The sequence below is a fragment of the Paenibacillus wynnii genome, from assembly GCF_030812855.1.
GTDB classification, from domain to species: Bacteria; Bacillota; Bacilli; order Paenibacillales; family Paenibacillaceae; genus Paenibacillus_AQ; species Paenibacillus_AQ wynnii_A.
On record NZ_JAUSTK010000001.1, the window covers coordinates 256426 to 269908 of the forward strand.

Annotated in this window: 13 protein-coding genes; 6 read left to right on the forward strand and 7 right to left on the reverse strand. The window is 41.7% G+C overall.

The window, feature by feature from the left end; all coding sequences use genetic code 11:
• The first annotated feature begins 23 nt into the window (after window positions 1-23).
• The 3 genes from J2T20_RS01050 (at window position 24) to J2T20_RS01060 (ending at window position 3640) form a co-directional block, all read left to right on the forward strand.
• Window positions 24-1685, forward strand: coding sequence for a glycoside hydrolase family 13 protein (locus J2T20_RS01050; RefSeq protein ID WP_307584726.1), 1662 nt, complete (start codon window positions 24-26; stop codon window positions 1683-1685).
• Window positions 1686-1784: 99 nt separating this feature from the next.
• Window positions 1785-2645: an AraC family transcriptional regulator gene (locus tag J2T20_RS01055; protein ID WP_307584728.1), complete on the forward strand. Its 861-nt coding sequence runs from the start codon at window positions 1785-1787 to the stop codon at window positions 2643-2645.
• A gap of 134 nt (window positions 2646-2779) precedes the next feature.
• Entirely contained in the window at window positions 2780-3640 is an 861-nt protein-coding gene (locus J2T20_RS01060; RefSeq protein WP_307584731.1) for a DegV family protein, read from the forward strand.
• Window positions 3641-3713: 73 nt separating this feature from the next.
• On the opposite strand, the gene J2T20_RS01065 is transcribed toward J2T20_RS01060, so the two are convergent.
• The 7 genes from J2T20_RS01065 to J2T20_RS01095 all read right to left on the reverse strand — a co-directional run bounded on the left by J2T20_RS01065 (window position 3714) and on the right by J2T20_RS01095 (window position 10894).
• Window positions 3714-5645 carry a PAS domain-containing hybrid sensor histidine kinase/response regulator gene (locus J2T20_RS01065; RefSeq protein ID WP_307584734.1) on the reverse strand — a complete coding sequence of 644 codons (1932 nt, stop codon included), beginning with the start codon at window positions 5643-5645 and terminating at the stop codon, window positions 3714-3716.
• Between the two features lie 172 nt (window positions 5646-5817).
• Window positions 5818-6510 carry an ABC transporter permease gene (locus J2T20_RS01070; RefSeq protein WP_307584736.1) on the reverse strand — a complete coding sequence of 231 codons (693 nt, stop codon included), beginning with the start codon at window positions 6508-6510 and terminating at the stop codon, window positions 5818-5820.
• Window positions 6503-7420, reverse strand: coding sequence for an ABC transporter ATP-binding protein (locus J2T20_RS01075; protein WP_307584738.1), 918 nt, complete (start codon window positions 7418-7420; stop codon window positions 6503-6505). The genes J2T20_RS01070 and J2T20_RS01075 overlap by 8 nt, the downstream gene beginning before the upstream one ends.
• A 109-nt stretch (window positions 7421-7529) precedes the next feature.
• The gene (locus J2T20_RS01080; RefSeq protein ID WP_307585088.1) at window positions 7530-8465 is read right to left on the reverse strand and encodes a sensor histidine kinase; all 936 of its coding nucleotides are present in this window, start codon (window positions 8463-8465) and stop codon (window positions 7530-7532) included.
• An 8-nt stretch (window positions 8466-8473) separates the two neighbouring features.
• Window positions 8474-9196 carry a response regulator transcription factor gene (locus J2T20_RS01085; protein WP_307584740.1) on the reverse strand — a complete coding sequence of 241 codons (723 nt, stop codon included), beginning with the start codon at window positions 9194-9196 and terminating at the stop codon, window positions 8474-8476.
• Between the two features lie 414 nt (window positions 9197-9610).
• Window positions 9611-10087: a hypothetical protein gene (locus J2T20_RS01090; protein WP_307584741.1), complete on the reverse strand. Its 477-nt coding sequence runs from the start codon at window positions 10085-10087 to the stop codon at window positions 9611-9613.
• Between the two features lie 63 nt (window positions 10088-10150).
• Window positions 10151-10894: a DUF6946 family protein gene (locus J2T20_RS01095; protein WP_307584743.1), complete on the reverse strand. Its 744-nt coding sequence runs from the start codon at window positions 10892-10894 to the stop codon at window positions 10151-10153.
• 135 nt (window positions 10895-11029) lie between these two features.
• Between J2T20_RS01095 and J2T20_RS01100 the strand changes: the two genes are divergently transcribed.
• The 3 genes from J2T20_RS01100 to J2T20_RS01110 all read left to right on the forward strand — a co-directional run bounded on the left by J2T20_RS01100 (window position 11030) and on the right by J2T20_RS01110 (window position 13481).
• Window positions 11030-11332, forward strand: a complete 303-nt coding sequence (locus J2T20_RS01100) for a hypothetical protein (protein WP_307584745.1) — start codon at window positions 11030-11032, stop codon at window positions 11330-11332.
• Window positions 11322-11645 (forward strand): hypothetical protein, encoded by a 324-nt coding sequence (locus J2T20_RS01105; RefSeq protein ID WP_307584747.1) that lies wholly within the window; start codon window positions 11322-11324, stop codon window positions 11643-11645. Before J2T20_RS01100 ends, J2T20_RS01105 begins: the two co-directional genes overlap by 11 nt.
• An 87-nt stretch (window positions 11646-11732) precedes the next feature.
• Window positions 11733-13481, forward strand: coding sequence for a DUF262 domain-containing protein (locus J2T20_RS01110; RefSeq protein ID WP_307584750.1), 1749 nt, complete (start codon window positions 11733-11735; stop codon window positions 13479-13481).
• The last annotated feature ends 2 nt before the right edge of the window (window positions 13482-13483 follow it).

Consider the following 13483-nt stretch of genomic DNA (forward strand, 5'->3'; position numbering starts at 1 on the left):
AAATAAAAAGGAGTGACTAACAAATGAATAAAGCCTTTTGGAAAGAAGCCGTAGTCTATCAAATTTACCCTCGCAGCTTCATGGACAGTAATGGTGATGGAATAGGTGATCTACGTGGAATTATCTCTCGGCTGGATTACCTGCAGAAGCTTGGTGTCGATGTGGTCTGGTTATCACCGGTTTACAAGTCGCCCAATGATGATAACGGTTATGACATCAGCGACTATGAGGATATCATGGATGAATTCGGCACCTTGAAGGACTGGGAGGAACTGCTTGCAGGCCTGCACGACCGCGGCATCAAATTAATGATGGATCTGGTAATTAACCATTCCTCTGATGAACATGCTTGGTTCGCGGAGTCACGTTCCTCTAAAGACAATCCTTACCGTGATTACTACATTTGGCGTCCAGCCCAACCTGATGGCAGACTGCCTAATAACTGGAGTTCCATCTTCAGTGGTCCTGCATGGGAGCTTGATGAAACGACTGGTGAATACTACCTCCACCTGTTCTCACGCAAGCAGCCTGATCTTAACTGGGAGAATCCGCGCTTACGCGAAGCGCTTTATAAGATGATAAGTTTTTGGCTCGATAAAGGTGTGGATGGGTTGCGGATGGACGTCATTAATCTGATCTCCAAGACTCCCGGTCTTCCTTCGGCCGGAGAAGAAGAGCTGGACTGGGGCGGACAATATTTCATGAATGGCCCGCATGTGCACGATTATTTGCAGGAAATGAATGAGCAGGTTCTTTCTAAATATGACATTATGACTGTCGGCGAGACTCCGGGTGCAACCGTAGACGATGCTATTTTGTATACAGGGGAGGACCGTAAGGAACTGCAAATGGTGTTCCAATTCGAGCATATGGATGTGGATTCAGGCCCCGGGGGTAAATGGGACGTGGTCCCTTGGACGCTGATTAATTTGCGCAGCATTCTCCACAAATGGCAGAGCGGACTTGCCGAGCAGGGCTGGAACAGTCTTTATCTGAATAATCATGATCAACCGCGGATGGTATCCCGGTTCGGAAATGATGGACAATACCGTGTGATATCGGCCAAAATGCTGGCTACTCTGCTGCATACCCTAAAGGGAACTCCGTATATTTATCAAGGTGAAGAAATCGGCATGACGAATGTGAAATTCTCAGTACTTGAAGATTACCAGGATATCGAGACTCATAATATGTATCGTGAAAAAGTAACCGAAGGCGGAGCGGATCATGAAACGATATTGAATGCTATCCATGTCAAGGGTCGTGATAACGCCAGAACCCCTATGCAATGGAATGCGTCGGCAAATGCGGGTTTTACAGAAGGGACTCCGTGGCTAAAGCTTAATCCTAACTACAATGAAATTAACGTAGAGCAAGCGTTAGCAGATCCTGAATCCATATTTTATTATTACCAACAGCTGATCAAACTGCGCAAAGAGAATCCGATTATGGTGTATGGTAAATACGAATTATTGCTACCGGAGCATGAATATCTGTATGCCTACACCCGGTCTTTGGATAACGAGAAGTGGTTAGTGCTGCTTAATTTCAGCGATACTCCACAAAGGGTTGATCTGCCAGCAGAATTAGAAACCGTTAGCAGACTCATTATAAGTAATTACGAGGAATCTTCTTCTGAGATAGAGATGCTAAGACCTTACGAGGCCAGAGTCTATTCTTGCTGATACGAAATTCAGGAGCTAATCTCTGTCTTTATAACGCACAAAATGACAGGTAAAGCTGCTAAACTTCATGATAGTATGGTATCAAAGGAGATGGCGAACTTGGAATGGCTCATTAGAATGAAGGACGCTTTGGAATACATGGAGAGCAAAATGGAAGATTCGCTGAATATTGAAGAGATAGCTAAGGTTGCCTGCTCCTCCCCTTTTCACTTTCAGCGTATGTTCAATATGTTGACCGGAGTTACGGTCGCAGATTATATCCGTAAACGCAGATTAACATTGGCTGCCCAAGAATTGACTATATCTAATGCCAAAGTGATAGATGTAGCCCTTAAATACGGATATGACTCTCCAGAGTCCTTTGCCAAAGCATTCCGCAAGGCACACGGTATTTCACCCTCTGCGGCCCGCGGGCAAGGTGTACCGCTCAAAGCCTTTCCCCGTCTCTCCTTCCATCTATCTTTGAAGGGAGATCAAGAAATGGACTACAAAGTGATTGAAAAAGGCAGCTTTACAGTAATTGGAAAGTCATGGGGAGTTACGTGCAGAGATGGTGAAAATTTTCGCAGAATCCCTCAGATCTGGCAGGAAGTAAATGCGGACGGCACTTCTGATAAGATCATTGAAATCGGAGGTAAAGAGGAAATTCTCGGTATTTGCATACAGATGGAACCTGCAAATGAGAATTTCTTCTACTGGATCGCTGCGGAGAGCGGATCCGACACTGACCCTCAGGGTTTTGAGACTACGGCAATTCCCGCTGCAACCTGGGCTGTATTCACCTCGACAGGACCGATGCCGCATGCTATTCAGAATGTGTGGAAACGTATTTATGAGGAATGGTTTCCAGCCACAGGTTATGAGCACACAGGCGGACCTGATTTTGAATTATATCCACCCGGAGATCCCGGGGCAGATGATTACCGCTGCGAAGTATGGATTCCGGTCAAAAAAAGTTAAAAATTCACGCCTACCACCCTTTCAAGAACTATTGAACGGGTGGTTTTTTGTTTTACGAATAGTGAAACCTTGCTATAATAGAAGAATTATTATGATTTATAACTGTATCTATGAAATGGGTGAGGGAGAAATTCATGTCTACTGTAAAAATATTCGCAGACAGCACTTCCGATTTGCCTCAGGGCTGGAAGGACACTTATGACATTAGCGTTGTCCCGCTTTATGTAGTTTTTGAAGACCAGACCTATAAAGACGGCCTTGATATTACACCTGAAGCTGTGTATCGCCGGGTAGAAGCATCAGGTACTTTGCCCAAGACAGCAGCGCCCTCACCGGCGGATTTCATGGCTGCCTTTACTCCAGTTGTGGAAGCTGGACATGATATTGTATATATAAGTCTCTCCTCTTCTCTATCCTCCACTTACCAGAACGCCCTACTAGCTGCCGGGGAGTATCCGGAAGGACGGATAAAGATTATTGACTCACGGACCTTGTGCGGGGGTATTGCTCTATTAGTAATGAAGGCCGTTCGCGCAGCTCACAACGGACTTAGTGCTGGTGAGATTGCAGACCAGCTGGAACAGGATCGTGACAGGGTAGAGACTGAATTTGTTGTCGATACGCTGGATTATCTATATATGGGTGGACGCTGCTCCGGTATGCAGAATTTTATCGGCAGCTTGCTCAAGATTCGGCCCATTCTAAGAATGATCGAGGGTGCTATCGTACCTGTGAACAAAGTTCGCGGCAAAAAGGAGAAAGCGGTGGAGCAATTGCTTCAGAATGCACTCTCTAACATTGAACGTATGGATAAAGAACTGCTCATTATTGCTCACACGCTGGCTGACGATGACGCTCAGCATTTACATAACGCTCTGAAAGAAGCAACGGGTATTGATAATATCGCAGTGATACGGGCTGGCTGTGTAATCGGCAGTCACTGCGGTCCGCAAACGGTTGGTCTTATGTATATGCTTAAGCCCGATTCTGTGTAAATGTACGGCACATCAAAAAACCTCCGCTCCCTTATCATAAGGGCCTTGGAGGTTTCTTGGCGTTCCGATGTTGTTACCAGGAAGCTGTAATTCCCACTTCTGATTCTTCTTTAGGAAAGGAGAGCATAAATCGGAAGGTAGACCCCCTGTGCTCCTCACTCTCTACAAATATAGTGCCGCCCATCAATTCCACAAGCTGCTTGGAAATCGCAAGTCCAAGTCCAGTCCCGCCATATTTCCGGTTAATGGACGGATGCACCTGTGAAAAAGACTGAAATAGCAAATTCAGCTTGTTAGCAGCAATACCCACTCCGGTGTCTCTCACGGAAAACTCCAATAGATAGTCCGATGCTTCCGGCAGTGGAATATTCTTCACCGAAAGTGTTACGCTTCCTTTCTCTGTGAACTTGAGTGCATTGCCAACCAAATTAACAATGATTTGCCGTAATCTGCTCGGATCGGTTTTTATAATTTCAGGAACACTTGTATCCGCCCACCACCGCAGCGATAGCTTCTTCTCCTCTGCCTTAGGCGTAAAGAGATCCACAATGCTGGAAATCATTTCTCGAAGATCGAACATCTCGGACTGAAGAGGCATTTTGCCAGCTTCCATTTTGCTGAAATCCAGAATATCATTCAGAATATGCAGCAGGCTGTAGCTGCTGCTTCGTAAAATATCTGCATAAGTACGTTGTTCCTCACCAAGCTCCGTTTCTAGCAGGAGATCTGCCATTCCGATCATACCATTCATAGGTGTGCGGATTTCATGGCTCATCATAGCCAAGAAGTCTGACTTCGCCCGGGCGGCCTTCTCAGCGAACTCCTTAGCTCGAATGATTTCCCTTTCATTAGTGATATCGCTAAAAGCAACAACCGCTCCCTGAATCCCCCCGTTATGAATTATGGGAGAGACCCGGTAATTCACCAAAAAGCTTGTCCCATCCTTACGCCAGAATACTTCCTCATCCATACTTCGTGTGACTCCATCGGAAATAGTTAGACTGATAGGAAACTCATTCTCAGAATAATGGGAACCGTCATAACGAGTATGATGAATAAGTGATTGGCTATGGATTCCAATAAATTCCTCGCGAGAGTATCCAAGCATCTCCATAGCAGCCGGATTGATAAAGATGGTGTGACCTTGCGTGTCGAGCCCAAAGATCCCCTCAGATACAGAATCCAGAATAAGACTATGCCGCTCGCTGAGATCCTTGATCTGTTCCAGATTGCGCATATTTTCTGTAATATCAATGGCAACGCCATGTACGCCTTCCAGATGTCCGTTTATCTTAATGGGAACATTAACCACATTTATCAAAAGTGTATGCCCGTTTTTATGGGTCAGTTTCACTTCATGGTGCTTGGGCTCAGAAACAGTATCCAAATCATAGGATGACATCACTCGGTAACACTCATCCGGATGAAGCAGATCGTCAAAGAGCTTTCCGATTAATTCCTCTTTTGTAAATCCTGTAAGATGCTGCAGTCGAGCATTCACCTCTTTAAACCGTCCTGACAGGTCAAGTAAATACACACTCGCAGGATTGTACTGGAAAAGTGACTTATAACGCTCCTTACTTTCCACCAGCTTATTCTGCGCCCTAACATGCTCGGTAATATCCTTGGCTAACCCGTACACGCCGACCACTTCGTCCTCAGCTTTTATAGGTACATAGGTTATATCTGCTGTATGCAATTCACCACTTTTGTGAGTGAATTCAATAACAAATCGAGGAGATTGCCCTTCAACTGCCAAAGCAAAGTTGTACTTTTGTAAAGAAATGCTCTCCTCCGTGTATGCTTCTTTGGCTGAGACATCTTTCATTTCTTCAAAGGTATAGCCTGAAATCTGATGCGTTGAAACGTTCGTATCCACCAGATTACCCTGTAAATCCAGAATGTAGATCGAATCCGGATGATTCATATATAAGGATTTAAAGGCGCCATCCGCCGAAATCATTTTTTTTAAAATCAGAGTCTTATCCTTATACACAGCCCACATCCTCTCTGCGTTCCCCCTAGAAATCACTCTAAGCCCTGCGAAATAAGTCTTTTCATGTATTAATATAGACGTTTTTATAATTCATTATATATCAAAATTGTATGGATTCGTATCTGTTAAAAATAAAAAATAACCCCCGTCTACAATCGTGACAGAGGTTAAGGAATATTAGTTAAGCAATGTCTTCAGTTTCCACCTTTCGGATGGATAAGTAGGCAATGCCAACGCCAAGCAAAGCAAGAAATATCGATACTGCGGCCAAATTTCCGAGCCGGAATTGATCAAATCCAGAAGTGATTGTACTGACAACAAGGACCGCTGTTACAATTGTAGCAGGTACTGATTTTTTGCGCATTCCAACGTATAGTGGAATTAATCCAATACCTGCGGCATAAAGGGCACCCATTACGATTACATATAACTCGTTTGTTACTAGAGAAGCTGTCAATTCACCCGGAATGATATTCACGAAATGATTAATACCGATGAGTATCGCTCCAAGGACTACATCCGATATTACAATGGCAGCCAATGTGAATAGGAACACGATGATTAGTTTGGCGGCCATCAGTTTTTTACGAGGAATAGGGTACATAAACAGCAATGTAACGGTGTTGTTCTTATACTCATCAATGACCAGCTTACATAGCAGCACCGAAGCAAAAATAATAAATACAGCTTTCACAAAAACGAACAAGCCTTCAAATAACTCCGCATAAGAAGCAAACGTAGGGTCGCTTTCCCCTTGATCTATGAAAACAACAAGAACCATAAAAACGAGAAGACCTAAGTTGGCATAAAGGGAACCTTTGAGCATACCCGACAATTTATTTTTACGAATTTCAAGCGAAATCAGCTTAAGCAACGCCTTCACCCCCGATCAATTTCAGAAAATAATCTTCCAGCGAGTGATGCCTTTTACTTAGGCTCTCCAGCTCTACATCTGCTATAACAAGGGCCTTGTTCAACTCACGTTGGGAGATGCTCTCATAAATACGAATCGTTCGCGGATCAAGCACCTTGAAATTGGATAACCCAAGCTTGTGCTCAAGCACATAAACCGCTTTGGTAGTCTCATTCGTAATCAGTTCCAGATATTCCGTATTCCGGCCACGAATGGATTCCATCGCTACCTGCTCTACCAACACACCTTCACGAATCACACCGATCGTATCGGCAATCTGTTCAATTTCAGCCAAAATGTGACTGGAGACCAACAGGGTCATCCCATACTCCTCGCTTAGCATACGGAATACCTCGCGCATCTCCTTGATTCCGACCGGGTCCAGACCATTGATCGGCTCATCCAGTATAAGCAATTCCGGTTTGGTCATAACCGCTCTTGCAATACCCAGGCGCTGCTTCATACCGAGTGAGAACTGCTTTACAGGCTTGTTATCGATCCCTGTAAGCTTTACCAGTTCCAGCGCTTCACCAATCGCCTGTGGATTATAATAGCCCATGTACTCTCCATGCAGGATCAGGTTTTCTTTTGCGGTCAGCTTGTCGTAGAACACTGGGTATTCTATAATGCAGCCCATCCGTTTCAGCATTTCATAGGAGCGATCCATCATTTTTTCTCCGAAAAATTCAATTTCTCCGTTCGTTGGCTTTACGAGATTGGTGATCATTTTCATGACTGTTGTTTTGCCGGCTCCGTTCGGGCCTAGAAATCCGTAGATTTCTCCCTGCTTAATATTCATATTCACGTTGCTTACGGCTTCTTTGCCCTGATACACTTTTGTGAGATTACGTGTTCGGAGTATGGTTGTCATTTCCGCTGTCCCCTTTGGCTTTTGTTCTTGTTCTCTATATCTTTATTGTACACAGCGGATTTTTCTTTTTTATTACTCAATTCTTACTTAAATCTTAAGTTCTACTGAATCAGAAGCGGATTCTTCGAAAAGAGACCGTAAATACCGTTTTGACATACGGTTGGCTTGTCAGTTTTATAGTGCCGTTCATTTGCTCCGTTAGCCTTTTTGTAATCGTTAAGCCCAATCCGCTGCCTTGATACTCCCGGTTTCTTGAATCCTCAAGAGAATACAACCGTTCGAACACCTTATCCTGATGCGATTCCGAAATGCCTTTTCCCCGGTCCCAAACCTCTATGTATGCGTTCTGTTCATCATTATAAAGCCTTAAACCGAGCACTCCGCCGGCATCTCCATATGAAATCGCATTGGATAGCAAATTGGATAAAATCCTGTCCAAAGCCTCGTCATTGCCCATTATGTATAGTGCCGTATCAGAGATATCAATCTCCACCTCGCTGCCTTTAGCCGTTAAGAGATCGTAGAAGGAAAGGATATTCCTCCGGCATACTTCACCTAGCTCTACCCGAGAAAGAGAGATGTCCCGATCCCCTGACTCAAGCTTAGCCAGATCAAAGAAGCTATTCATCAGCGTGATCACTTGATCTGCTTTCTGATGAATGGTGTGCAAGATACGATCACGCTCTGAAGCTGTCATAGTCTCGTCATGCATTATCGTCTCTATATAACCGAGTACAACCGTTAGAGGCGTCTTCAGATCGTGTGAAATATTGGACAGCATGTTGCGCATCGATTTCTCCAGTTTAGCCCGCTCTATCATTCCCTTGTGATTCACATCAAGCATTCGGTTCAGCTCAGTTAGCAGCATTTGCAGCTCTTTGTTACTGCTGAAGAGGAGGAGTCTCTCATGAGAGCCCTGAGCTATGATACTGTCAAGCTTCTCATGTATGTATTTGAGTTGGCGGGAAGATTGACGGTGGCGCTGGTACTGCCAAAGAATAATAAGCAGTAGGCACACAATCACAATAAGTAGGATGGTACTCACAACCGTAATCAATGTGCAGGTTCTCCCAGCTTGTATCCGATCCCCCACAGCGTTTTGATAAATTCAGGTCGCGATGGATCATCCTCTATTTTTTCGCGCAATCTGCGCATATGTACATTAATAACGTTCTCATCCCCGTAGTAATCATCTGCCCAAACAACTCCATAAATTTGCGCTTTCGTAAACACCTGTCCCGGATGGGTCAAGAACAGCTTGAGAATCTGAAATTCCTTGGCTGTCAGCTTCACCTCTACTCCGTTCTTCTGTGCTGAGAAATTATCCAGATCCACCGTTAAACCGTGAAGGGTAACCCTTTTCTGAAGTAGCGGAACAGGTTCATTACCCTTACCGCTTGATGAGGCATATCCAGCCCTCCGTATAGCAGCCTTCACCCTTGCCGCCAGCTCAATCATGGAGAACGGCTTGGTGATATAATCATCTGCCCCGAAGCCAAGTCCCAGTGCTTTATCTACATCGCTGTCCTTGGCCGACATTATAAGTACAGGAACCAGACTGCTGGCCCGAATGGTCTGTAGAATATCTGTTCCGCTGCGTTTTGGGAGCATGAGGTCAAGTAGAATAAGATCAAAAGCACTGCTACTGCTGCGAAAAATCATCTCTGCGGCTTCCCCGTCGAATGCCGTTTCTACCTCGTAGCTTTCTTTTACTAAATAGGACCTAACCATTTCACTAATGGCTTCATCGTCCTCAATCAGCAGTATGCGTTGCATGATTTCTCCTCCAACCAATCACTTATTATAAAAAATAGATAAAATGGATACAGAATCAATAACCCGATGGCGATCAATCCGCTAACCGGATTTGGTTCATCTCCAGGATAAGTAATAGGGAACAATGACTTAAAAATAAATATAAACATGAATAAATAGAGAATCGAAAGAGGTATCATCCAGTACCGCGCGGCACGCCCTTCCATCCATTTATTTAGGATATTCAGAAAAATGATCACTCTACCTATACGGTAAACATTCAACATGAGCCCTAATACATCCTCCTTAGAAGCCCACTGAAGGAACATGAGAATATAGAATGCATTTGTTAAAGTATACCAATAATATCCTCCGCTGTGTATCGTACCTCCTATTCTATTGAATAGGTGGATAAGTATCCTCCAGCAATAGGAGTTACCTAACCTCCACAGCGAAATTGAATTCAGCATTGCCTTGGTCTGCGAACCACTCACAATGGATGTTATAATAATAAACTCCTCTTTCAGAGGGTGTTCGATAGGGATCGCTGTTGTCCTTATTTTCACGACGAGTTAGAGTGAATTCTTTTATACCTTTGGGGGCATTGGTTTCAATCAAGTTATTTGGGGATACAACTGTAGGCTCAGCTTTCTTTTCTTTGAGGATTTCTTCAAATGGAATCATATCTACACTTTTGCAACCTTGTGAGATCAAAGAAGTACCATTACACCAAGAATATGAACCTTGAAATACTGGAACAACAGTTCCATTTATTTTTATACCTGGTGATGGGGGTTCTGATGACAAAACCCATCGGTGAGATGAAGTGTTCATATTGGTGAACCCTCGAACTAAATAGCCGACAAAAAAAGCGATAAGTATGAGAAACGATATTAATACCTTATTCTTCACCTATTCACCCCTCCCGAGTGTTTGCAAACATGATCAACAACATGGTTTAATATAGCCTATTTTTCAAATTTTCGATTCAATTTTCCCGATATATAAGGGGATGTTACTTGAAACATTTCCTCCACCTATAACTTTAAGCGGTCCAATCAGTTGGCCAATATTGTGCGGCATATCAGTAAGAAGATTAACAAATATTTTTAAATCCTCATTGTTTTGCTTTGATTTTTTAGACTGTTTTCCAAATGGTACGAACTCATGAATAACAAAGACGGCTTGTGCTGCATTCATTTTTTCAGCTTCAATTAACGTTCCTGCAATTGCATGAAGTAGCTGATAACGGATATGACCAATACTCTTATTACCAAATATAGAAAGACCCAGCTGTTCTGTACGTTCAGGAATTTTAGTCTTTGTATTGTTTGAAACGCTTTTGAGTAGGTATTTGGAAATAATCTCTCCGAATGATTCGTCAACCTTTGCTTCAATGGAAATTAGCATAGACTTTCCTGATCCCTCACCTGTAACAATTAGATCATGGATACGCCCGCTACCTTTAAAACTATCCAGTTTCGTTTCATATTCAGGAATCGCTTTATCTGCAATGAAACCAATTGTATCCTCATGGGAATCCAGCAACTGTCGCAATTCCACAGGCATTCTAGGTTCACCAGAATAGAACCAAGCCTTAGCTAGTTCTTTTGCACTTCTTCCATCTACCCAGTGTCTATCACCTTTTGCTGGGGGCGCATATAGTAACCATTCCTCAATACTAGATATTCCCAGCCCTCTCTGATTCTTAATTTCCATAATCCATCTCCTTAGTAAGAATGAATATTTAGTATATTATGCTTTCAATTCGTTACTTAAGTGTTAATAAGTGTAATCATAACATAAGAAAATCCCTGAGCTTATGATATAATGGCAAAAAGGTAGGTGATTAGAATGTCTATTTCAAAAGAGCAATTGGACCAAAGCTTTAAGGATAAAACTTACGTTGAACTTAAAGATCTAGTCCAACTAATCGAAGAAAACTTTGGATTCAATGTTACGCTTCAAAGGAAAGATGAGCAGCCTACATTTACGGATGAACAGAAGAGAAGAATGACTTCAGTAATATTCAAAGATGATGGCGTTCTGTCGCAACTTCACCAGGCACAGAAAGATCGTAAGGATGGAATTTCCACCTACAGTGATAGCGAGGAAGAGTTCGCCCAATTACTGAAAGAGGTCGGGAATGAAAAATAATAGCTACAAAGTCCTTTGGACCACCTATGCACGAGTAGCACTTGCTCGTATGAAAGAATTTAAAGTAGACCCGATGAACGTATTTCGACGGTCAAAAGCTATTTTATCTGAAGAGCCTAATTACAAAGCTTATGGAATTTCGGACTTTCCAGGGTTTGAGTTTAACGGCTACTTTTGGACAATGATCGGCAATGTGGTCATTATATATAAGGTTGATGAGGATCTACGTGAAGTACATGTGGATGCTTGTTACTTTGCTAATACGGGGTTATCGCATTACGTGTTTTGGGGGATAGATCCTGATGATGAATAGCCTAACAATTATTAATTGTTGGGCTATTTCGTTTGACTTTGATTGAATTTCTTGACAAAAATATGAAATAGAAAGTGGGCGTCATTAATGGCCTTTCAAACAGCACTAACTATAAAAGATGTTATAGAAAACATACATCGAAAAAAATACATATTACCATCGATTCAGCGCGAATTTGTATGGGGTACAGATCAAATCGAACGATTATTTGATTCATTAATGCAGGGCTATCCTGTCGGCTCGTTTCTATTTTGGTATGTAAATAAAGAAAAAAGTAAAGAGTTTCAATTTTACGAGTTTATCAGAGAATATCACGAAAGAGATAACCGCCATAACCCTGTTGCAAGTATAAGCGGTGAGGAAGATATCATAGCTATTTTGGATGGGCAGCAGCGATTAACGTCAATGTACATAGGGCTTAAAGGAACCTTTTCTTATAAACTTCCAAGAATGCGTAGAGAAAATCCGCTAGCATACCCGAAACAACATTTATACGTTGATTTATTAGCTCCATCGGAAGAATTCGATACTGTTTATGACTTTAGATTTTTAACAAACGAAGAGGCTGACAAGGATAATGCAGATAAAACTGCCTTTTGGTTTAAGGTAGCCGATATTCTTGATATCAAAAATCCTTTCGAAGTTAATCAATATCTAATAAATAAAGGGCTTTATTCAATTGAAGAAAAAAAAGCTTTGTTTGCAAATGAAACACTATTTAAGCTATTTACAGCCATAAATGAAACACCGAGTATAAATTACTATCTAGAGAAAGACCAGAAACTGGACAAAGTATTAAATATCTTTATACGTGTAAATAGTGGGGGAACGACCTTAAGTTACTCTGATTTACTGCTCTCTATTGCTACTGCACAATGGCAAGACAAAGATGCCAGAAAAGAAATAACTGAATTTGTGGATGAGATCAATCAAATGGGTGACGGTTTTAATTTTAATAAAGATTTCGTATTGAAATCGTGTTTAGTACTTTGCGATTTTAGCGATATTGCTTTTAAAGTCGATAACTTTGACTCAGATACAATGAAAAAGATAGAAGATAACTGGGACGATGTGAAAAAAGCACTTCGATTGGCTGTAAGCCTTGTCTCAAATTTTGGATTTAATCAAGAAACTTTAACATCAAATAATGCCATAATTCCTATTGCGTATTATTTACTAAAAAAAGGATTGCCACATAATTATGTTCAGTTAACAACATATAACAATGACAGACAACTGATACATAACTGGTTACTTCTTGCTTTGTTGAAAAGAGTATTTAGTGGTCAACCAGACAATGTACTTAGACCATTAAGAAAAGTTATATTAAATAATCACAATGAATTTCCACTCGATATAATTATCAATGAATTTAAAGGCGGTACTAAATCCTTTTCATTTAATGATGATGAGATAAGCAACTTACTTACCTATCAATATGGACAAAAGCACACATTTTCGGTTTTGGCCTTACTTTACCCGACGTTGGATTTTAGAAACAAATTTCATCTGGATCATATTTTCGCAAAAAGTCTGTTTTCCAAGAAAGGCTTATCTAAACTTGGTGTGTCAGATGATAAACAAGATGGTTACATCAATAATTGTAATTCAATAGTCAATTTACAGATGCTTGAAGGTATTCCAAACCAGCAAAAGTCTAATATGAACTTTGATGAATGGATAGTAAAAACTTATCCAGATCAAGGGAAGCGAACAGATTATATGGATAAACACTATATACCGAGTATCAGTTTAGGTCTCTTAGAATTCGATAATTTCATCGATAGAAGAACTCAACTATTATTTGATCAATTGAAATCCATTTTAACAGTTTAAAT